The sequence below is a fragment of the Thiocapsa sp. genome (assembly GCF_018399035.1).
GTDB lineage: Bacteria > Pseudomonadota > Gammaproteobacteria > Chromatiales > Chromatiaceae > Thiocapsa.
In genome coordinates, this window is sequence record NZ_CP073760.1 from 3,570,720 (window position 1) to 3,591,127 (window position 20,408).

Annotated in this window: 22 protein-coding genes and 1 pseudogene; 11 read left to right on the forward strand and 12 right to left on the reverse strand. The window is 64.3% G+C overall.

The window, feature by feature from the left end:
- The 5 genes from KFB96_RS16225 to mnmG all read right to left on the reverse strand — a co-directional run bounded on the left by KFB96_RS16225 (position 1) and on the right by mnmG (position 4,834).
- Positions 1–381 carry an ATP synthase subunit I gene (locus KFB96_RS16225; protein ID WP_213457421.1) on the reverse strand — a complete coding sequence of 127 codons (381 nt, stop codon included), beginning with the start codon at positions 379–381 and terminating at the stop codon, positions 1–3.
- 176 nt (positions 382–557) lie between these two features.
- Positions 558–1,487 (reverse strand): ParB/RepB/Spo0J family partition protein, encoded by a 930-nt coding sequence (locus tag KFB96_RS16230; protein ID WP_213457419.1) that lies wholly within the window; start codon positions 1,485–1,487, stop codon positions 558–560.
- An 11-nt stretch (positions 1,488–1,498) separates the two neighbouring features.
- The gene (locus KFB96_RS16235; protein ID WP_213458207.1) at positions 1,499–2,287 is read right to left on the reverse strand and encodes a ParA family protein; all 789 of its coding nucleotides are present in this window, start codon (positions 2,285–2,287) and stop codon (positions 1,499–1,501) included.
- A 7-nt stretch (positions 2,288–2,294) separates the two neighbouring features.
- Positions 2,295–2,960, reverse strand: a complete 666-nt coding sequence (gene rsmG, locus KFB96_RS16240; protein WP_213457417.1) for a 16S rRNA (guanine(527)-N(7))-methyltransferase RsmG — start codon at positions 2,958–2,960, stop codon at positions 2,295–2,297.
- Positions 2,960–4,834 (reverse strand): tRNA uridine-5-carboxymethylaminomethyl(34) synthesis enzyme MnmG, encoded by a 1,875-nt coding sequence (gene mnmG, locus KFB96_RS16245; RefSeq protein WP_213457414.1) that lies wholly within the window; start codon positions 4,832–4,834, stop codon positions 2,960–2,962. Before mnmG ends, rsmG begins: the two co-directional genes overlap by 1 nt.
- 62 nt (positions 4,835–4,896) lie before the next feature.
- On the opposite strand from mnmG, the gene KFB96_RS16250 reads away from it, so the two are divergent.
- The 3 genes from KFB96_RS16250 (at position 4,897) to KFB96_RS16260 (ending at position 8,923) form a co-directional block, all read left to right on the forward strand.
- Positions 4,897–5,850 (forward strand): AAA family ATPase, encoded by a 954-nt coding sequence (locus tag KFB96_RS16250; RefSeq protein ID WP_213457412.1) that lies wholly within the window; start codon positions 4,897–4,899, stop codon positions 5,848–5,850.
- A 153-nt stretch (positions 5,851–6,003) separates the two neighbouring features.
- On the forward strand, positions 6,004–6,957 hold the full coding sequence (locus tag KFB96_RS16255) for a DUF58 domain-containing protein (RefSeq protein WP_366931472.1): 954 nt from the start codon (positions 6,004–6,006) through the stop codon (positions 6,955–6,957).
- On the forward strand, positions 6,920–8,923 hold the full coding sequence (locus tag KFB96_RS16260) for a DUF3488 and transglutaminase-like domain-containing protein (RefSeq protein WP_213457408.1): 2,004 nt from the start codon (positions 6,920–6,922) through the stop codon (positions 8,921–8,923). Before KFB96_RS16255 ends, KFB96_RS16260 begins: the two co-directional genes overlap by 38 nt.
- 195 nt (positions 8,924–9,118) lie before the next feature.
- Here KFB96_RS16260 and KFB96_RS16265 read toward each other — a convergent pair whose 3' ends face one another.
- Both KFB96_RS16265 and mtnC read right to left on the reverse strand, forming a co-directional pair.
- Positions 9,119–9,925 (reverse strand): RNA-guided endonuclease TnpB family protein, encoded by an 807-nt coding sequence (locus tag KFB96_RS16265; RefSeq protein ID WP_213465760.1) that lies wholly within the window; start codon positions 9,923–9,925, stop codon positions 9,119–9,121.
- Positions 9,926–9,957: 32 nt separating this feature from the next.
- The gene (mtnC, locus tag KFB96_RS16270; RefSeq protein WP_300970405.1) at positions 9,958–10,524 is read right to left on the reverse strand and encodes an acireductone synthase; all 567 of its coding nucleotides are present in this window, start codon (positions 10,522–10,524) and stop codon (positions 9,958–9,960) included.
- A 131-nt stretch (positions 10,525–10,655) separates the two neighbouring features.
- Here mtnC and KFB96_RS26895 point away from each other — a divergent pair, with 131 nt between their 5' ends.
- The 4 genes and pseudogenes from KFB96_RS26895 to KFB96_RS16285 form a co-directional block, all read left to right on the forward strand.
- Positions 10,656–10,790, forward strand: a complete 135-nt coding sequence (locus KFB96_RS26895) for a hypothetical protein (protein ID WP_300970406.1) — start codon at positions 10,656–10,658, stop codon at positions 10,788–10,790.
- 217 nt (positions 10,791–11,007) lie between these two features.
- Positions 11,008–11,853, forward strand: coding sequence for a DUF6635 family protein (locus KFB96_RS16275; protein WP_213457404.1), 846 nt, complete (start codon positions 11,008–11,010; stop codon positions 11,851–11,853).
- A gap of 168 nt (positions 11,854–12,021) precedes the next feature.
- Complete coding sequence (locus KFB96_RS16280) at positions 12,022–12,951, forward strand: 2OG-Fe(II) oxygenase (protein WP_300970407.1); 930 nt, start codon at positions 12,022–12,024, stop codon at positions 12,949–12,951.
- A gap of 286 nt (positions 12,952–13,237) precedes the next feature.
- Positions 13,238–13,516 (forward strand): annotated as a pseudogene (locus tag KFB96_RS16285) (NAD-dependent deacetylase); the annotation flags it as partial.
- A 390-nt stretch (positions 13,517–13,906) separates the two neighbouring features.
- Here the strand turns inward: KFB96_RS16285 and KFB96_RS16290 are convergent.
- Positions 13,907–15,175, reverse strand: coding sequence for an RNA-guided endonuclease TnpB family protein (locus KFB96_RS16290; RefSeq protein WP_213501446.1), 1,269 nt, complete (start codon positions 15,173–15,175; stop codon positions 13,907–13,909).
- A gap of 43 nt (positions 15,176–15,218) precedes the next feature.
- Here KFB96_RS16290 and KFB96_RS16295 point away from each other — a divergent pair, with 43 nt between their 5' ends.
- Positions 15,219–15,389, forward strand: coding sequence for a YlcI/YnfO family protein (locus tag KFB96_RS16295; protein WP_213457398.1), 171 nt, complete (start codon positions 15,219–15,221; stop codon positions 15,387–15,389).
- 243 nt (positions 15,390–15,632) lie between these two features.
- Here the strand turns inward: KFB96_RS16295 and KFB96_RS16300 are convergent, their stop codons facing one another.
- Positions 15,633–16,625 carry a hypothetical protein gene (locus tag KFB96_RS16300; RefSeq protein ID WP_213457396.1) on the reverse strand — a complete coding sequence of 331 codons (993 nt, stop codon included), beginning with the start codon at positions 16,623–16,625 and terminating at the stop codon, positions 15,633–15,635.
- A 127-nt stretch (positions 16,626–16,752) separates the two neighbouring features.
- On the opposite strand from KFB96_RS16300, the gene KFB96_RS16305 reads away from it, so the two are divergent.
- The 3 genes from KFB96_RS16305 to KFB96_RS16315 all read left to right on the forward strand — a co-directional run bounded on the left by KFB96_RS16305 (position 16,753) and on the right by KFB96_RS16315 (position 18,011).
- Positions 16,753–17,079 (forward strand): hypothetical protein, encoded by a 327-nt coding sequence (locus tag KFB96_RS16305; protein ID WP_213457394.1) that lies wholly within the window; start codon positions 16,753–16,755, stop codon positions 17,077–17,079.
- Between the two features lie 300 nt (positions 17,080–17,379).
- Positions 17,380–17,625 (forward strand): type II toxin-antitoxin system Phd/YefM family antitoxin, encoded by a 246-nt coding sequence (locus KFB96_RS16310; protein WP_213457392.1) that lies wholly within the window; start codon positions 17,380–17,382, stop codon positions 17,623–17,625.
- A complete protein-coding gene (locus KFB96_RS16315; protein ID WP_213457390.1) occupies positions 17,625–18,011 on the forward strand; it encodes a type II toxin-antitoxin system VapC family toxin in 387 nt (128 codons plus the stop codon). Before KFB96_RS16310 ends, KFB96_RS16315 begins: the two co-directional genes overlap by 1 nt.
- A gap of 170 nt (positions 18,012–18,181) precedes the next feature.
- On the opposite strand, the gene KFB96_RS16320 is transcribed toward KFB96_RS16315, so the two are convergent.
- The 3 genes from KFB96_RS16320 to KFB96_RS16330 form a co-directional block, all read right to left on the reverse strand.
- Positions 18,182–18,385, reverse strand: a complete 204-nt coding sequence (locus KFB96_RS16320) for a hypothetical protein (protein ID WP_213457388.1) — start codon at positions 18,383–18,385, stop codon at positions 18,182–18,184.
- A complete protein-coding gene (locus KFB96_RS16325; RefSeq protein WP_366931470.1) occupies positions 18,375–18,650 on the reverse strand; it encodes a BrnT family toxin in 276 nt (91 codons plus the stop codon). The genes KFB96_RS16320 and KFB96_RS16325 overlap by 11 nt, the downstream gene beginning before the upstream one ends.
- A 237-nt stretch (positions 18,651–18,887) precedes the next feature.
- The gene (locus tag KFB96_RS16330; protein ID WP_213501447.1) at positions 18,888–20,267 is read right to left on the reverse strand and encodes an IS4 family transposase; all 1,380 of its coding nucleotides are present in this window, start codon (positions 20,265–20,267) and stop codon (positions 18,888–18,890) included.
- Positions 20,268–20,408: the final 141 nt, after the last annotated feature.

Consider the following 20,408-nt stretch of genomic DNA (forward strand, 5'->3'; position numbering starts at 1 on the left):
TCACTTCGTGGTTCGGTCGGGCGTTTGAGCCGCAATCAGGGTCGGGATGACCTGGACAGCGAGATAGGCGCCTAGCAACACCGGGAGGTTAAGGTCGTCCAGGGTCACGAAGGCGATCGTGAACAAGCCTAGAATCAATACGATCTTCAGGATCTCGGCACCGTAAATGCGCATGACCAAGCGCGCGGGCTCCGGGGCGCGATAACCGCGAAAGACCAGGGCCGCGAACAAGGCATTGGCCACCAGGCAAGAGCCGGCCCCGACAAGGACCGAGACGGCAACCGAGATGCCGAACGGGAGGGCGAATACCACCGAGGCCAAGCCAAGGAGACTCTGGAGTTTCAGGACTCTTTTGGCCTGGAGGGTGTCGGGCTGATGCATCAGATCGTCATGGTTTGGTTGAGCACACCGCTCACCGGCGCGCAGTATAAGGGGTCGCGCATATAGGGTCAACGCAATGTCGGCGTTTCCGGCAACGGCCGGAAACGATCCTTATGATTGGGAGAGGCAATAGACTCGACGACCGACTCGGGTCTGCATGAACCTCGAGGCACGAATCACTTGATGTGGGCCAGGATACCGTCGAGCTCGTCGAGGCTGTTGTAGGCGATCACCAGCTTGCCGGCACCGCGGTTGCCCTGCTGAATCTGCACCCGCGCGCCGAGCTTGTCGGTCAGGTCGGTCTGAAGCCTTCGGATGTTGGGATCGAGATCGGGCTTGTGCTCCGCGCCCCCGAGGGCCTCCCCGGATTGCTGAATCCGGCGCACCAAGCGCTCGGTCTCGCGCACCGAGAGTCCACCCCGCACCACCGCAACGGCGGTCGTGCTCTGATCATGACCCCGCAGACCAAGCAGGGCGCGGGCATGTCCCATCTCCAGCAAACCCTTTTCCAAAAAATCGCGGACGTCCGGGTTGAGATCCAGCAGACGCAGCAGGTTGGTCACCATCGAGCGCGACTTGCCCAGGGCATCGGCGATCTGCTGGTGGGTCAGGTTGAACTCTTTGAGCAGGCGCTCGAGCGCCCCGGCCTCTTCCAGGGGATTGAGATCGGCGCGCTGGATGTTCTCGATGAGCCCGATCGCCAGCGCGGACTGCTCGTCGACCTCCCGCACCACGACCGGGATCTCGGCGAGACCGGCCTGCTGGCAGGCCCGCCAGCGCCGCTCGCCGGCGATGATCTCGTAGCTCTCCCCGGCCAGCGGGCGAACCACGATCGGCTGGATGACGCCTTGCGCGAGGATCGAATCGGAAAGCTCGCGCAAGGCATCCGGGTCGAAGTCGTGACGGGGCTGGTAGCGTCCGGGCCGGATGCACTCCACGGGCAGGCGGGTAATGCGCTCGTACCCGTGCGCGCCGACGCCGGGGGCAGACGACTCCTCCGCCGGGCTCGACACCGCGACCATCGGCGCGCGGGCGGCGCCGAGCAGGGCATCGAGCCCGCGGCCCAGCCCCTTTTTCTTCGGCGGTGACTTTTGCTCGCTATCCATGGTCACCCGCCTCAGGCCGCGGACTTGCGCGTCTCGCGACGACGCAGCAGCTCGCTGGCCAGCGCAAGATAGGCGACCGCGCCCTTGGACGCGGGGTCGTAGAGCAGGGCAGGCAGACCGTGACTCGGTGCCTCGGCCAGACGCACGTTGCGCGGGATGATGGTGCGATAGACCTGATCCTTGAAGTGGGTGACGAGCTGGGTCGAGACCTGATTGGCGAGGTTGTTGCGCGGGTCGTGCATGGTGCGCAGGATCCCCTCGACGCGCAGCTCCGGATTACGGTTGGCGCGAATCTGCTCGATGGTGTCCATGAGTGCCGACAGACCTTCCAGTGCGTAATACTCGCACTGGATCGGAATCAGGACGCCCCCGGCCGCAACCAAGGCATTCACCGTGAGCATGTTGAGCGACGGCGGACAATCGACGATGACCAGCTCGTAGTCTTGGAGCGCATCGGCCAGCACCCGCGCGAAACGACGCTCGCGGTCCGGCGAGTCGAGCAGCCCGATCTCGGCCGCGGTCAGATCGCCGTTGGCCGGCAGTAGATCGAAGCCCGGCGCGGGGTCCTCCACACGACACAGACAGTCTGCCAACCTCACGTCGCCGAGCAGCAGATCGCAGGTCGAGTTGGCGAGGTTGTGCTTGTCGACCCCACAGCCCATGGTGGCGTTGCCTTGCGGGTCGAGGTCGACCAGCAGGACGCGCCGCTTGAGCGAGGCCAGCGAGGCCGCCAGATTGACCGCGGTCGTGGTCTTGCCGACGCCGCCCTTCTGGTTGGCAATGGCGATGATGTTGACCATAGGGGACTCAGTCACTCCGAAGCTCGATCAGGTGGCGCTCGACGTCGAGGAAGGGGATATGCAGCGGGTGGACGTGCACTGACCCGTCCCACCGGTCTTGCATGCGCGTGACCTCGTCGAGGTCGCGCCCCTTCATGAGAAGCAATCGGCCCGGACGCGCCAGCAGATCCCGGTGAGCGGCACCGAGCAGATCGGCGGCCGCGACGGCACGGCTCACTATGGTACTGAAGTTTCGCCCCGGCCGGTATGTCTCCATCCGAGCATGGACCGTCTCGACGTTGCCGAGCCGCAGCTCGAGGGCCGCCTGGCGGACGAATCGCAGCTTCTTCCGATTGCTGTCGAGCAGCCAAAAGCGCCGCTGCGGCTCGACGATCGCCAGCGGCAGCCCGGGCATCCCGGCGCCCGTGCCGAGGTCCAGGACGCTCTCGCCGAACAGAAACGGCGCAACCGCGAGGCTGTCGAGCAGATGCCTGGAGACCATCTCCAGCGGATCGCGCACCGCGGTCAGGTTGTAGGCCCGGTTCCAGCGCGCCAAGAGGGCGATGAGATGCAGCAGGCGCTCATGCGCCGTGCCGTCCAAAGCAAGACCCAGCTGGGTTGCACCTCGGGACAGCCGGTCGGACAGGTCCGAGGGCGATGCGCCTTCGACGGCGGCAAGAGGTTCAGTCGTCATCAGGCGCAGCGCCGCTTCAGATGGATCAGCAGCAGCGACACGGCCGCCGGGGTCACGCCGGGGATGCGCGCGGCCTGACCCAGGGTGACGGGCCGCACCCGATTGAGCTTCTCGCGGACCTCGGTCGACAGACCGCGCACGTTGTCGAAGTCGAAATCCTCGGGCAGCGCTCGGGCGTCCTGATCACGATGACGGTCGATCTCGTCACGTTGGCGCTCGATGTAACCCTGATACCGTGCCTGAATCTCGAGCTGCTCGGTGACCTCGGCGGGCAGAGGCTCGGGCGGATCGCCGGCGAGGGCCGCGACCCCGGCATAGCCGACGTTCGGGCGGGCGAGCAGCTCGGAGGCGCGCACCTCGCGCCGCAACGGCTCGCCGAGGATGCGCTCGGCGAGTACCTGATCGACCCGCTCGGGACGCACGAAGGTCTCGCGCAAGCGCTGGCGCTCGCGCTCGATCGCCTCGCGCTTGTCCTCGAAACGACGCCATTGCGCATCGCCGACCAGACCGAGCCGTCGCCCCGACTCGGTCAGGCGCAGGTCCGCATTGTCCTCGCGGAGCATCAGACGGTACTCGGCACGACTGGTGAACATCCGGTAGGGCTCCGCCGTCCCGCGCGTGATGAGATCGTCGACCATGACGCCGAGATAGGCCTCGTCGCGACGCGGCAGCCAGGGGTCGCGACCCTGCACTTGGAGTGCCGCGTTGACGCCGGCGAGCAGGCCCTGTGCAGCGGCCTCCTCGTAGCCGGTCGTCCCGTTGATCTGACCGGCGAAGTAGAGCCCCCGGAGATGACGGGTCTCCAAGGAGGGCTTCAGATCGCGCGGATCGAAGAAGTCATACTCGATCGCATAGCCCGGACGGGTGATGTGGGCCTGCTCGAACCCGACGATCGAGCGCACCAAGGCCTGTTGGATGTCGAAAGGCAGGCTGGTCGAGATGCCGTTCGGATAGACCTCATAGGTCTCGAGCCCCTCCGGCTCGACGAAGATCTGATGCGACGCCTTCTCGGCGAAGCGCACCACCTTGTCCTCGATCGAGGGACAATAGCGTGGTCCCACGCCGGCGATGACGCCCGTATAGAGCGGCGAGCGCGAGAGGCCCGAATGGATGATCTCGTGGGTCCGGGCGTTGGTGTGGGTGATGTAACAGCTCACTTGGCGCGGATGGTCGCCGGCGCTGCCCATGTAGGAGAAGACCGGCACGGGCGCGTCGCCCGGCTGCTCGGCCAGGCGTGCGAAATCGATGCTGCGCCCGTCGATGCGCGGCGGCGTGCCCGTCTTGAGCCGCTCGACGCGAAACGGCAGCTCGCGCAGGCGCCGCGAGAGTGCATTCGACGGTGGATCGCCGGCCCGTCCGCCCTCATAGTTGGACATTCCGATATGGATGCGACCGCCCAGGAAGGTCCCGACCGTGAGCACGACCGCATGTGCCCGAAAGCGCAACCCCATCTGAGTCTCGACGCCGACCACCCGGTCCTGCTCGATCAGAAGGTCTTCGACCGACTGTTGGAAGAGGGTCAGTCCGGGCTGGTTCTCGAGCGCCGAGCGCACCGCGGCCTTGTAGAGGATGCGATCGGCCTGCGCGCGCGTCGCCCGCACCGCCGGTCCCTTGCTGGCGTTGAGGATGCGAAACTGGATACCGCCGCGATCCGCCGCACGAGCCATGAGACCGCCGAGCGCATCGATCTCCTTGACCAGGTGGCCCTTGCCGATGCCCCCGATGGCCGGATTACAGCTCATCTGGCCGACCGTTTCGATATTCTGGGTGAGAAGGAGTGTGCGCAGGCCGCAGCGGGCCGCCGCAAGCGCCGCTTCGGTGCCCGCGTGACCACCGCCCACCACCACCACGTCGTAAGGATCGCCGACCATCATGAAGGGAAACCCAAGTCTATGAGACCAGGCAGTTTAACCCAGATGCCCACACGGATACCCCTATGGCGATGCATCTGACCCGGCACGTCCCGAGCGACTCGGCCCGTCTCGGGGAGCGCGTGCTCGAGGCCGCGCGGGCCGTGATTCTCGGCAAGGACCACGAGCTTCGGCTCGCCTTGGCCTGTCTGATGGCGCGCGGTCATCTCCTGATCGAGGATGTGCCGGGAGTTGGCAAGACCACCCTCGCGCACCTGCTCGCACGCCTGCTCGGGCTAGAGTACGCCCGCATCCAGTTCACCAGCGATCTGCTGCCCGCGGACGTGATCGGGGTGTCGGTCTATGACCGGGTCGCCGAGTCCTTTCGCTTTCATCCCGGACCCGTCTTCTCCCAGTTGGTGCTCGCCGACGAGATCAACCGCGCCACGCCCAAGGCACAGAGCGCGCTCTTGGAGGCGATGGAGGAGCGCCAGGTCACGGTCGAGGGCGAGACCCGACCCTTGCCCGAGCCCTTCTTCGTGATCGCGACCCAGAACCCGCTGTTTCAGGTCGGCACCTTTCCGCTGCCCGAGTCCCAGTTGGACCGGTTCCTGATGCGGATCCGGCTCGGCTATCCCGCAGCCGAACAGGAAAAGGCCCTCTTGGCGGGCGAGGATCGGCGCACCATGGTGGCGCGTCAACAGCCGGCCCTGACCGGCGGGCAGTTGATGGCGTTGCAGCAGCAGGTCGTCGCGGTCCACGCCGCGCCCGCCATCATCGAGTATGTCCATGCCATCCTTGCGCTCACGCGCAGCAGCGAGCGGTTCCTGCACGGGCTCTCGCCGCGCGCGGGGCTCGGGTTGCTGCGCGCGGCGAAGGCCTGGGCGCTCCTGGCCGACCGTGACTACGTGATCCCGGAGGACATTCAGGCCGTCCTGCCCTCCTGCGTCGTGCATCGCCTGGCCGCGTCCGAGTACGGGGGACGGCTCGACGAGGAGGCGGTGGTGAGTGCGATCCTGGATCGTGTCGCGCTCGCTTAAGCGGCGTCCGGCGGCTTCGACGATCGCATAAGGGCAAGCGAACGCCGGAGCCACCCGGCACGGTTGGCGTTGACGCCGCTTAAGCGAGGATTCTTTGGGTGAGGGGGAAGCATGTTCGACTGGACGCGCTTTAGGGCTAGACGGTTCAGTAGTTTGTTTCGCCGGGTGGCGCGTGGGGGTGACGGGGTTGCGCGGGTCGGGAGTCGTCAGATCTATATCCTGCCGACGGGGAACGGGCTGCGTTTCGCTGCGGTGCTCTTCGTCATGCTGCTCGGCTCGCTCAATTATCAGAACAACCTGGGTCTGCTCTTTACCTTTTTTCTCGCCTCCGTCGCGCTCGTGGCCATGCATCACACCTGGTTCAATCTGCTCGGGCTTTCGGTTCAGGCCCGCGGCGGCCCGCCGGTCTTCGTCGGGGACGATGCGAGCTTCGAGATCGTCGTCGGCACCGAGGGGAAGCGGGCGCGCTACGACATCGGGATTCCGGCGGGCGAGACGCGGCATCAGTCGATCGCGATCCCGGGCGGGGACTGCGGCACGCTCCGCATCGTTCGCCCGACACTGAGACGCGGTCTGTCCGCGCTCGACGAGGTCACGGTCGAGACGCGCTACCCGCTGCACCTCTTTCGCGCCTGGTGTTACGTACGGACCGATGCGACGACCTTGGTCTATCCGAAGCCGGCACAGGTCGCGCCCGAGCCCGGATCCGCGGCGGGCGACACCGAGCCACGCCGCCGGCAAGGTCCGGAAGGGATGGAGGATTATCTGGGGCCGCGCGGCTATCGCGACGGCGATTCACCCGCGCAGATCGACTGGAAGGCGTACGCGCGCGAGCGCGGGCTCGTCGTGAAGCAATTCGGAGGAGATCAAGGCCAAGAGATCTGGATCGATTGGGCCGGATTGACTGCGGCGGACCCGGAAACCAGGATCAGTCTGCTGACGCGCCAGGTCCTCGACGCGGCCGAGGCCCAAGTCCGGTTCGGGCTGCGACTGCCCGGTCTCGAAGAGGCGCCGGGGCGAGGCGCAGGCCATCTCCAACGCTGCCTGACGCATCTGGCGCTATACGATCATGTCCAAGCGAACGATCCCCTCCAACGAGCGGCCTGAGCGGGCCCAGATCCTCTGGGTCACGCTGGTCCTGATCGCGGCCTATCTCCCGCTCGCGGGCCATCTCGCGCTTCAGATCAGCGCCTTTGTCGGTCTGCTCTTCGCGATCCGTCTTGCCTCGCTGCGCTGGCCCGCGGTCCTGCCGGGCACCTGGCCATTGGCGGCCTTGACCCTGATCGGCGTCGCCAACGCGGCGGTGACCTACCAGGGGTGGTCGGGGCAGAACGCAGGAACGGCGCTCTTCGTCTCCATGCTGGTACTCAAGCTCATGGAGCTGCGGCGCAAGTCGGACATCCGGCTGGTCGCGACCCTGATCGGGTTTCTGGTGGTCGTCGAGTTCCTGTTCGACCAATCGCCCTGGTTGGTGCTCTATCTGGGTGCCGTGGTGCTGGGGGGAATCGCCCTGCTGGTGGATCTGAACGGCGGGCTCGGGGAGGCGCGTCGGCGCGGAGCCTTGGCGGTCGCCGTGAGGCTCTCGCTCCAGGCCCTTCCGCTGACACTCATCCTCTTCCTGCTGTTTCCGCGTCTGAGTGCCCCGCTGTGGAGTCTGGGCTTGGACCCGAGCAAGGCCACGACCGGGATCTCGGACAGCCTCGAACCAGGGGCGATCAGCGAGCTGGTGCTCAACGGGGAGTTGGCGTTTCGCGCCCGTTTCGAGGGCACGCCGCCGGCTGCCGATCAGCTCTATTGGCGCGGCCCCGTCCTCTGGGAGACCGACGGGCGCCGCTGGTCGGTCGGGAGGGACATCGCGAGCACGGACCCGGCCGGTGCGCTCGTGGAAGCGGCTCGCCCGATCGACTACGAGGTGACCTTGGAGCCGACCGATCAACGCTGGCTTTTCGCGCTGGACTTGCCGGACAGCGTCCCGGACGGGGCCTACTTGAGCCCGGATCACCAATTGATCGCGCGCCAGGTCGTGAGCGCTGTCAAGCGCTACCAGGTGACCTCAGCGCTCGACTATCGGACCGCCGCGCCGAATCCGGCACGCCTCGCCGCCGGACTGCAGGTCCCGGACAACGTGACGCCGCGGATGCGCCGGCTGGTCGAGGAGTGGCGGAGCCGGTCGCAGAGCGATTTGGCGCTGGTGCAAGCCGGACTGCAGTTCTTCAACCGCGAGTCCTTCCATTACACCCTGATGCCGCCGCGCCTCGGTGCGAACCCGACCGATGAGTTCCTCTTCGAGACCCAACGTGGATTCTGCGAGCACTACGCCAGTAGCTTTGCCGTCTTGATGCGCCTGGCCGGCGTTCCGTCGCGCATTGTCTTGGGCTATCTCGGGGGCGAGCTCAACCGCGTCGGCGGCTATCACATGGTCTGGCAGTCCGACGCCCATGCCTGGGTGGAGGTGCTGATCGAGGGGCGCGGGTGGGTGCGGGTCGATCCCACCGCCGCGGTGGATCCCTCGCGTGTCGACAACAGCGGTGCCTCGCGCATGCTCGGCGCGGGCCCTTCGGTGCGCTTCACCCTGGAGCAAGCCGACGCCATCGCCCGTTTCGTGCGCGACATGCGTCTCTTCGCCGACAGCCTGGATGCCGCCTGGCAGGATTGGGTCCTGGGATTCTCGGTCGAGGATCAACTGGCCTTGCTGCAACGGCTGCGGCTGGGCGAGCTGCGCGAGTACGGGCTGGTCGCACTGATGCTCGCCGCACTCGGCATCACACTCGGGATCCTGGTGCTCGCCTCGATCCGCGAACGCAAACCGCTCGACCCGCTTCAAACCGAATACGCCCGCTTCTGCAGACGTCTCGCCGGGATCGGGCTCGATCGTCTGCCCAACGAAGGACCGATGGACTACGCCGGACGCGTCGTCGCGCAACGCCCGGATCTCGCACCGACGGTGGAGCGCTTCATGGATCTCTATATCCCTGCGCGTTACGGACCTGGGGATCCGCATGACACCCTGACCGCGCTCGCCGATTTACTGCGCGACTTTCGCCCCCGACCGTCGCGCACCCGTCGCGGTTGAAAGAGCCCGAGGCGGCCTTGCTCGTAACTCCGACCACAGGCTCGGCTGCCTGCGTCGTATTGCAGGCGATACACTGAGCCACACCCCGCCGAGACGGCGTGTGAGGCATCATCTCGGGTCGCAGGACAGTCGGACTGGATATCCCGAAGCTCAACGCCCCTCAAGCCTTGGAGTCCGCCCCTAATGTGTCGTCGCTCATCGTCCATGACTCGCGCCGACACATTCCGGATTGGTTCGCATCTCAACGGGCGCCAGCATTCCACAACCACTGTTGGTCGTGGCGCTTGGAGTTCTTCGCCCTCCATGCACATCGACGGGCCTACCGCCCGCAGCCATTGCCAGGATATTTCGAGCGGCATTGGAATCTCGATCGTTCACCGCACCGCAGTCCGGGCATGTCCATACCCTGACCTTGAGCGGCATGTCGGCCTGATACGCACCGCACTCCGAGCACGTCTTGCTCGTCGGCGCGAATCGGTCGGCGAGGACGATGGTCCTGCCGTAAAACTGAGCTTTGTATTCGAGTTGTCGGCGGATCTCGCCGAACCCCGCATCCAGGATCGAGCGGTTCAGCCCGGCCTTCTGAGCGACCTTCTTGCCGGGCGCCTCGGCGGTTCCCTTTGCGCTTGCGGTCATGCCGCGCACATTCAGGTCTTCGAGCGCGATCACGCCATGTTCGCGGATCAATCCGGTCGTCAGTTTGTGCTGATGGTCCGAGCGAGTGTCGGCGACACGGGCATGAATGCGGGCAACCCGCTTCACTTGCTTACGCCAGCGGTTGGAGCCCTTGCGCTTGCGGGACAGCCGCCGTTGCGCGAGCTTCAGCCGACGCCGATAGCGCTTCAGGTGGCGCGGATTCCCGGATTTGCGCCCGTCGCTGGTCACGACGATGTCGTTGACGCCGAGATCGACGCCGACGCCGGACGTGCTCGCAGGCAACGGCTCAATGTGCTCCTCGACCATAAAGGACACGAACCAGCGTCCGCACGCATCGACGCGCACGCCGGTCCTTCAGCAAGCAGAGGCTTGAGTCGTCAAAGCGGAATCCGGTCGAAGCGCGTGGCCCGCCGGTGGGCCGCGGCCGGCCCCGCGAGTCCCTCGCGCACCATCCAGACCGTCTGCCACCCCGCCTCACGGGCGGCATCGAGCTCTTCGCGCACGTCCGACAGGAACAGGATGCGCCGGGAAGGGACGCCGATGGCCTCGGCGATATGCCGGTAGGAGCCGACCTCCCGTTTGGGTCCGGTGCGGGTGTCGAAATAGCCGGACATCAGCGGCGTCAGGTCGCCGGCGACGGTGTGGCCGTAGATTTCCCGCTGGGCGTGGACCGATCCCGATGAGTAGATGTAGAGCCGTAACCCCCGCGCGTGCCAAGTCCGCAGCGCCGGGGCCACGTCCGGGTAAAGAGGTGTCGGCAGCTCGCCGTTGCGGTATCCCTCCTCCCAGATCAGCCCCTGCAGGGCCTTCAGCGGCGTGACCTTCTGGTCGCGCTCCATCCAATGGCACATGCGCACCACTACCGCTTCGTCGTTCCACACGCCGCCCGCTTCCCGCGCCTCGTCCATGAGTTTGAAAGTCGAGATCGTGATACTGTTGACCATTGTGATTTCGATTGGTTTAACACTCTGGCTTTTGACCACCTACATGTTTCCGAAAGAGCTCAAACCTGTTGACCTCGACAGTAGAGAAGAAATCGTATTGAGCAGTAAACTAAGGCAATTCGGACTCGATATTGAATCCGATTGACCCTGATTTTCCGTTCCTGGGTGGAAAGACGTTGAAAGCAGCCGCAGGTCTGGAGCTTGCGGCGGGAATCGACAATGTTCCGTTTCGGAATGGCAGTCTCGTCGTGAAGCTGAAAGAGTGAGAGAACGGGCTTCAGGTTCCAGTATAGCAATAGGTAATCAGCATCGTTCCTCAGCCAGATACTTTCACTCCGTGCGGACGGTGCCCGGGTAGACATTCTCGGGGCTGGGCGAGGTGCATGCGCGGGCATGCAGGTGGTTCGCTTACCGACCGACACGGCAGCAGCAGAATAAATTTGTCGAGCCATCAGCGAAGCAGTGACAGAACGCCTAACCGACATGAATTTCCCAACTGACCGCTATTTTGCCGCCTGCCGGCAGAGGATCCCGGCGTTCGTGGAGTCCAACTACGGCTGGCCAGGCGCTGTCGCGTTGAACCGGCTCGCGTGGGGCATCGACGTGCTGGTCGCGCCGATCAATTTCCTGATGGGATTCCCGAACTTTCTGCTGCGTGTGCTCGCACTCCTGCTGGAACTGATGCGCGCCCGCCGGGCCGCCCGTTGGCTGTTGCGGCGCCATCTCGGTTTTCGGACGAAGGTTCAGGAGGCGTTGACAAGCAGGATCATGGAGGACCTACTGGCGCTGCCGATCCGCTCGGGGGAGGTATCGGATCCCTTTCTCCGCCGTGTTGCCGCTGCGGCAAGGGAACCGATTACGATCTATGTGCAGACCCGCAACGTGGCTGCCGACATTACCGCCGGGACGCTCGCGGCGATCGTGGGGGTTGTCGCTTTTAGTCAGTTCACGCCGGGCTCGATCTCCGCCGGTGCAGTGATCGCCCGGGCGGTCGCCAGGGAACAGGCAATATCCGAGTTTGCTCTCGGCGAGGTGGCCGGGCGCCTGTTCTACACGATGTTCCCGGTTCATCCATCACCGACAGTCGTCGTCGTTACCCTGCTCGCCGTGACGTTCACAATTGCGATCGTCGCCGCTTTTTCGGGCTTTCTGCACGACCCCGTGCAGGCGCGTACCGGTATCCACGGACGTCGTCTCACCCAGCTAACCGAGGCCATCGAGGCAGCGACGAGCCCATCGGCCGCGAAGGCCTATCGACCAAAAGATGTCTTCTTTGGTCGGGTCTACGATGTTGTCGACTGGCTGAAAGGATGGCTTTCGTTCTGGTGAGCGATTTGGTCGTTATCGAGGCACTCCGGAAGAAGGGCGGCGACAAGAATCATCTGCTGCGGCTTGGTGATGACGAGTACACTGGTGGAGACAACCCTTGTGATAGCTCGCCGGGGCATCCTGCGGCAGCGGGACTCCCGCTCGGCGCACAGCTTAGGAGCTCAGCCGTTGCTCTTGCAACCGAAACACCACCATCACCCATTCCCCTTTTTTTGTGTGGACTCCGCATTTTCCGAGGACCAGTGTGCGGTGCTGGAGTCTCTATTTTTGCCAACCCATGATTGGCAGCACCGGGATGGTGCGTTTTACCGGTGCTCTCTTTGCGACGTTACCAAGGATGTTCCTGCATCGTTTCAAGCCGCAATACTCGCTAGAATGCGAGAGATTACCGGCTTGCCACTCGTTGATCGTGTTGTCGTTACGGCTCAACGAATGCTGCCTGGACATGTCATTGGCATACATAGTGACCGACCACTTTTGGGCTATGAGATTGCGCGACTGGTCGTGCAGCTTAATAAACAATGGCAACCTGATCACGGCGGTGTTCTGGAATTATTCTCATCGCCAGAGGGCAAAGCGGTGTTCCGTGTTGATCCTGAATACAACAAAGCCCTTGGCTTTCCGCTTCACGCGGAGTCATACCATGGGGTGACCGAGGTAACCCAGCCGCGCCAAACAGTGGTCTTCAATTTTTGGCATGCGGCGAACACACCCGAACTGGCTGCGTACGTTCAAGCCTTGTTTGCCAACCTTCATTTCTCGGAGTTACCGGCGGCACTCGACCCTGTTGCCTCGTCGGCAGAATCGACTCTTCCCGAGGATACGACATTTCGTGCAGGCACGGCAGCGGTTGCACTCCAGCGCTTGGGCTATGACGAGGCAACCATTGTGACCGGCTATCGGCACAGCGCCGGGCTTGCTGACTGTGATACCGGCGACGCGGAAACCGATGCCGCAGTGCTCTTAGCGGACTGGATGGCGTACTTGTATCGGGAGTCGTTTGATCTGGCACGCTGGACTATCTTGCGGAACACACTTTATCGAGCAGAAATGGTTACCCGCCTCCTGCCCGCATGGCGGCTTTGTCTGCCGGTATAGCGAGAGGAATTTGTCTTCGTGTGAGGCGGAATCTGGTAACGGACCGTGCGCTTATGACGACACATTCCGGGCAAGGTGCCTGACAGGGCATTCCGGGTTCGGCCATGCAACCATCAGGGTCAGCCGGATCGGCATCACAAAAGCTCAGCGCAGACTTCGGGCGCCTAGTCCCGGGATCGCTCTTTGATTCTCGGTCGACGAAGCGTTTTGATCGGGAAGGTCGAGTTTTTGGGGCATGCTGCCGGACCCGGAGCGTCAACAAGATCAACCCGCGAACCGGATCCCCATGCCAACGTCATCCCATGAGACCGAACCTTACCCGCCGGAACTGTTGACCCGGCTGCGTGCATGCCGCCATCTGCTGGTGCTCACCGGCGCCGGCGTCTCGCAGGAAAGCGGTATCCCCACCTTTCGCGATGTCTTGAGCGGCTTGTGGGGTCGCTTCGACCCGGCGCAGTTGGCCACGCCGGAGGCCTTCGACGCGGATCCCGCGCTGGGCTGGTACGCCTGGCGCCGAGCTCAGGTGTTGCTCTGCGAGCCCAATCCGGCATATTTGGCCATCGCGGCTCTGGCGAAGCGGGTGCCTCACCCGTCCGCCCGAAGTTGGCACCTTTCGACTGGCGCAAAGCCGAGCGAGATCTTGGGGTGGCTTCGTCCCGACCAGGAGGATCCGCCCGAACGGTCGAAGATTTGGGGCCAAACGCTGCGTGGTCGACCGCTGCCCAAACTTGGCACCTTTCAGGCTGCGCCGAGCCAGGCGAGCGTAGTGATTGTCGACATGCTGCCCGGAATCAGCACCTCTCGCTTTCTTGGACCGAGCGCCCGCTGGCGGCGCAGGCGGCGGTTTTTCTCGATGCGGTGTTGGATGCGGGGCGCCCGACAATGTGTCGCTGATCCCGGGGCGAATGGCGAACACCGGAACCGCTTTTGGAGTCCGCCCCTAATGTGTCGTCGCTCATCGTCCATGACTCGCGCCGACACATTCCGGATTGGTTCGCATCTCAACGGGCGCCAGCATTCCACAACCACTGTTGGTCGTGGCGCTTGGAGTTCTTCGCCCTCCATGCACATCGACGGGCCTACCGCCCGCAGCCATTGCCAGGATATTTCGAGCGGCATTGGAATCTCGATCGTTCACCGCACCGCAGTCCGGGCATGTCCATACCCTGACCTTGAGCGGCATGTCGGCCTGATACGCACCGCACTCCGAGCACGTCTTGCTCGTCGGCGCGAATCGGTCGGCGAGGACGATGGTCCTGCCGTAAAACCGAGCTTTGTATTCGAGTTGTCGGCGGATCTCGCCGAACCCCGCATCCAGGATCGAGCGGTTCAGCCCGGCCTTCTGAGCGACCTTCTTGCCGGGCGCCTCGGCGGTTCCCTTTGCGCTTGCGGTCATGCCGCGCACATTCAGGTCTTCGAGCGCGATCACGCCATGTTCGCGGATCAATCCGGTCGTCAGTTTGTGCTGATGGTCCGAGCGAGTGTCGGCGACACGGGCATGAATGCGGGCAACCCGCTTCACTTGCTTACGCCAGCGGTTGGAGCCCTTGCGCTTGCGGGACAGCCGCCGTTGCGCGAGCTTCAGCCGACGCCGATAGCGCTTCAGGTGGCGCGGATTCCCGGATTTGCGCCCGTCGCTGGTCACGACGATGTCGTTGACGCCGAGATCGACGCCGACGCCGGACGTGCTCGCAGGCAACGGCTCAATGTGCTCCTCGACCATAAAGGACACGAACCAGCGTCCGCACGCATCGACGCGCACCGTGACCATCTTGGGCGCGCCGCCCGGGACGCGCGACCACCGGATGTCGAGCGCGCCGAGACCGGGCAGCTTCAGCAGCTCGCCGGCCCGGTAGACGTTCATGACGCTGCGCTGATCGATCTGATACCGAATCGACGCCGCCGCGCGACGTTTCTTGAAGCGCGGGTAACGGGCGCGCTTGGCGAAGAAGTTCGCAAAGGCGCGGTCTTGGTCGCGCAGGGTTTGCGCGAACACGGTTGCAGGCACGTCGCGCAACCACGCATACGGCTCCAATGTTTTGAGCCACGTCAGCTCGCGCGAGAAGTCCACGCCGGTGACGCGTTCGCCGTCAATCTTGTAGGCCGCCGAGCGCCACGCCAATGCCGTGTTCCAAACCCAGCGCGCAGCACCGAAACACTGCCCGAGCGTTTTGGCTTGGGCCGCTGTCGGATAAAAACGAAATTGGTGCGAACGCTGGTTCATGTGTGCTATCGTACTTCTTTCGTGAATATAAAGCAATACAGCCATGCCGAAAGTTCCACTGAATGTTCGCGTCGATCCCGCGTTGCTCGAAACACTCAAGACGCAAGCCAAACTTGAGAACCGCACGCTCAGCAACATGGTCGTCACTGCACTGAAGCGCTACCTGGAACGAGCCTCGCCGCGCTCGAAGGATGGCGGGGCGGACAACCCTTGATGGCCCTCGCGCCCTCTGCTCCGCACGCTACGCAATCGGGCTGGGGGGGCGTCGTTCATCCATGAACTCCTGCAATGAGTTGGCGCAAAGATGAGAACGATTCGCGCTGGAACTTCGGACTAAAACCTGCACCGAAGCCAACAAGCATCGCCCCACGTCTGAGCGCTATCCAATGGAAGGTCACAGTCGAGCGCCCGCTGCGCTGCACAGCCAAAGCGCATGTCGCGCCGGGCGCGGTTTCACCTAATCCCCCACCACCGTCAAGCTGAGCACACGCTCGCCGTGGCCTCGCGTCGGGTCCGGAAAGGGAATCAGCAGCAGATCGGTGTTCGGAGGGAGCCGCTCGGTCAGCAGGGTGTTCAGAACATCCCATTCGTCGATCGTGAACTGCAGGTCGGTGTGGAGCCAGCCCAGGGCGCCTTGGCTGCGTGTCGACACCAGGTCGGCGCAGGCGTCGGCGATGGCGGCGGTGCGCTCGTCGGGTCGTGTCCAGCGCACCGCCGTGGCCCGGGCGCACGGTCCCGATGCGAGGATGGTGTGCACATCGACCGGGTCGCAGCAGATCATCGCCGGTTGAAAGAAGGGCAGACCGGGCAGCATGGCCTCGATGAGCGCCGCCGTATCCAGATCGCCGCACGCCCTTCCGATCTCGATGACCGGGCCGTCCAGGGTTGCGCGCCAATCGGGATCGAGACCGTCGGCCTGCGTGTCGAGAACGACCGCCGCGCGCAGATAGACCTCGGATGCGGCCAGGTGTCGGGTCCAGATCGGGGCATCGCGTCGCGCCCGATCATCCGAGGGGTCGATCAGCAGCAGGGTGCTGGCGCATCTGTCCAGACGCAGCGCCAGCGCTTCGGCCGCGTGATGACCTTGCGTCGATCCGGTGCGGTACAGAGCGCAATCCGCGGGGATGGCGATCCGCTCGGGAAGGCGATCCAGGATGCGTTCCGCCGCGGGTCCAAGCGCGATCACCAAGGGGTGGAGGTGCGTGTCCCAGTCCTCGAGGAGGTCGCGCGCGGCGAGGCTTGGATCGGTGCCGGCGGGGAGCCATGGGGCGAGACCGGGGGACGGTTGCGCCCGGGCTGCCGCCGCGAGGAGGCTCGGCAGGCGGTCGAAGACCGGGGTGAGCGGTTGGACCGTCGCGGCACGACCGACGGCCTCGGCAAGGGTCCATTGGCCGGACAGCCCGAGCGCGCCGGCGGCGCCCATCGCGTGGATGAAGGTTCTGCGTTTCATTGCTGGACGGGCCTCACGAGCATCTGAAGGGTTTGATGCCGGGCATGATCCGGGATTTTACGACAGGTCGTGTCGCATCCCTGCGGCATTGTCCGACGTTTCGACACCACGACACAGGAGTGCATCCATGTCCCTCATCGCGAACCTCAGATGCGCGCTTCTCGGCGCGGCTCTGTTGCCGCTCGCCGCGCCGGCAGATTCGGCGTTGACGGTGCAACCGATCGCCAAGTCGGGCAATTGTCCGAGCGGGTACAGCACCAGCGGCGCCTACTGCAAACCCGGCGCAACGGCCCGTGCGGCGTTGGAAAAACGCGGATCTTGTCCGAGCGGCTATTCAACGAGCGGTGCCTACTGTCTGGCGGGCACGCAGGCGCGACCGGCGGTGCCGAAGATCGGAGCGGGTTGTCCGTCGGGTTGGTCGAGCAGCGGGGATTATTGTCTGCGGAATCGTTGAGCGAGTGCCCGGCCTACTCAAGACCGCGCGCCCCACGCCGCCGTTTTGCGGTTCCGCCCTCCGACCGCCGATGGCAGGGTCGTCACCGAGTAGACCATTGAGCGTCTGCCCGAGCAGAAGAGATTTGATGCGCGCTGGAACCTGGCAATCGGACAAGCCAGCCTTGGTGCACGACTAGGTGATTTCCGGGAAAGCATCGACCAACATGTAGGGGCGACTTTAGTCGCCCGGTAAGCATCGGCAACACGCACGGCCGGGATGATCATTCCCGGAAATCGCCTAAGTCCACCAGAGATCGCGATGAGTCAAACCGTCAACGTTCATGAAGCCAAGACCCACTTCTCGAAGCCGCTGGAACAGGCCCATCAGGGCGAGGAGATCATCGTCGCGAAAGCCGGCAAACCCTACGCCCGCCTGATGCCGTTGGCTGAAGCACCCAAGCCTCGCCGGCCAGGCCGGCTCGCCGGGCGAGTGGGAGACGCCTTCTTCGATCCGCTGCCGGACGAGGAGCTGGATGCCTGGAACCGCAGCGTGGACACGCCCTGATGCGCTTGTTGTTGGATACGCACGCCCTGCTGTGGTGGTTTACCGACGACCCGCGCTTGTCCGCCCGAGCACGCGCGGTCATTGCAGACACCGGCAACAGCATCCACGCCAGCGCGGCCAGTGCCTGGGAGATCGCCACCAAGCAGCGCATCGGCAAGCTCGAAGAGGTGCCGGGGGCGGCGAAGCGCTATGGCGAGCTGATCGACGCGGACGGGTTTATACATCTGCCGGTGACCCATCTGCATGCGCTGCGGGCCGGCAGCTGGCAGGTCGACCATCGCGACCCATTCGACCGGATGCTCGCCGCGCAAAGCACCTTGGAGCGCATGCCACTAGTGGCAAGGGACCCGGCATTCGAACAGTTCTGGATCCAGACGCTGTGGTGAGATTGCGATGTGAGGACGAAACCGACCCTGCGACCCGACCGGCATCCGAGCCCAGCGCCCCTCGACCTCGCAATAGCAATTTTCCAACCCCCACAGCGCAACGATACCGGGCGTGTCCGGCAAAAGGTCAGATCGTCGCTCGCTGCGCTCGGACGATCTAACCTTATTCGTTAGGGCAGCAGCTTGTGTTCTTGTGCATACTGTCGCAATGCGCGGTTTACGGCTTCGGCACTTGGAAAGAGCTTATTGAGCTCCGGGTCTATTGTTACGACATTGGTGCCTTCGCGATACCGTTTTGCATACTTCCCGCGAACACCGGATTTGATGAGCTCGGCAGGGTACTCCGGCCGCATCTCTTGATCATCATTGTTCATAGGCTTTACGCTCTGTAGGCGTCATGCGCCGCGCCGAGATGATTCGAATAACCTCCGCGCGTTCGGTGAAAGAGACTACCAAGCACTCGCCTCCCTGCGATCGACCAAACAAAAGGAAGCGTTCTTCCCCTTGCGAATGGTCCGGATCGGAGACAACAGACGAGAGCTCGTCCCCGAACGCTTCGGTTGCCTCCTGGAATGTGACGCCATGTTTCTTGCTGTTTGCTCGCGCTTTCGATTCGTCCCATTCAAAGTCCATGGTCATTTGGTGCCTGCTGCCCTACGTTATGCATAACGCGACCGGAACCGCGCCAGCACTGTGCCCGACGCCTCCCTGTGAGCTACACGGGTGGATTAGGCTCGCGGGTCATTTAAAGCCATAGGCAATTCTTCTTTCTTGGTTTCCGGAATACCGTGGTCTGTCCCGAATGGCACTAACTTAAGCCAAAACCGCTGTAAAAACAGTCCGTCCTGAGCGTCATCCGCAACGCGCGAGCGGCGCTCAACGCTGTTTCTTGGGGTGGCCATGTTCGCGGACCTCCTCCTGCGCGATCTTCCGCGGCTTGGTCAACAGCGGGTCGCTTTTCAGGCGCCGCTTCAAGGCGCGCGGTTCGATCCGACCGGCTCGTCGACCTACGCGGGGTTGGGCCATCAGCACCAACAGGGCATGGATGCAGACGCTGTCGTGGGTGCCGCCGCACTGCAGTACGCAGCCCCACATCTGCACGACATGCTTGAAGCTGAGCTGGCGCGGGATCTGGTCCGCCACCACAGCGGCCTGCGCCATCAAGAGCCGGATCAGATTGTAGGCCAAGAGGTAGACCCACAGTTCCTTGAGGGCCATCGCCGGGGTTTTGCAGCGCAGATGCTCCATGCCGAGCGTGGTCTCGAGGTTTCTCAGATCCAGCTCGACGTGCCGGCGCTGCCGGTACAGCACCTTGAGCATGGACTTGGGGGTCGCCTTCGGGCAGAGCAGCGTGGTGACCATGATCTTGCCGCCGGCCTGAAACTCGCGCACCTTCAGAGTCGCCGGGGCTTGCGCGTATTCCTCGGGGCTCATCCAGTCGGGTCGCTTCTTCGGCTTGCTCGGCACGATCAGGTGATCGCGCGCGCCGAGCCGCTCACCGAGGCGGAAATCGGTGCTGCGCTTGCGCGCACCGTGCTGCTCGAACAGCCCGTCCACGCCGCCGCGCACCAGCTCGCAGAGCAGAAAATAGGTCGCGTAGAAGGCGTCGCCGAGAAGGATCTCCCCGCTTTGGAGGCTGTCGAGCAGCTCGCGCAGCAGCGTCTGCTCGTCGCTGCCCTTTCCCGCGCAGGGGCCGAGCGCGGCATCGAGTACAGCCCCGGTCGCCAGGCACACCAAGGCCACCAACCGTGCGATCGGAAAGCCCAGGCCGGCCTTCTGGCTGGCGGGCTGCGGATACTTGGCCTGGTTCTGCGGGGTATCGGACAAGGTCACCGTCGCGCCGTCGACCAGGCGCACCCGTCGCCCCTGCCACAGCCACCAGCCGGGCGCAGCCTTTGCCACCAACCCCGCGGCCTCGCGCGCCAGCGTCGTGATCATCGGCAACGGCAGGCGCGTCCGGGCTTGGCAATAGGCACTGGTGTTGGTCGCGAGGGGTTCGTCGCCGTCGAGCGCACGCCGTACCGCCGCGGCGTTGACCACGGCACGGCAACTGCCGTCCTCCGAGAGCGCTTGGGTCATGAACATTGCCAGGGTCTCGGTCGGGGTGTACACCCGCTTGCGAAACGGCGGCTGGAGCGCTTCGACCCGGTCGAGCAGCTGCGGAGCGCTCAACAGGTCGAAGAATCCGCCGACATCGGTGTCGGCGACATGGGCAAGGACGCGTTGCCGTTGCGCGGCGTGCTGGTTAGGATGCATGGGGGCTGCCGTCCGAGGTGGTGAGTTGGCTTTGGCGAGTTCAGCCTATCACCTTGGCAGCCCCTAACCCAATCTTTTCAGGATCTTGCGACCGCACCCTTCCTTATCTTAGCGCCATTCGGGTCAGAGCCCTTCCTCGAT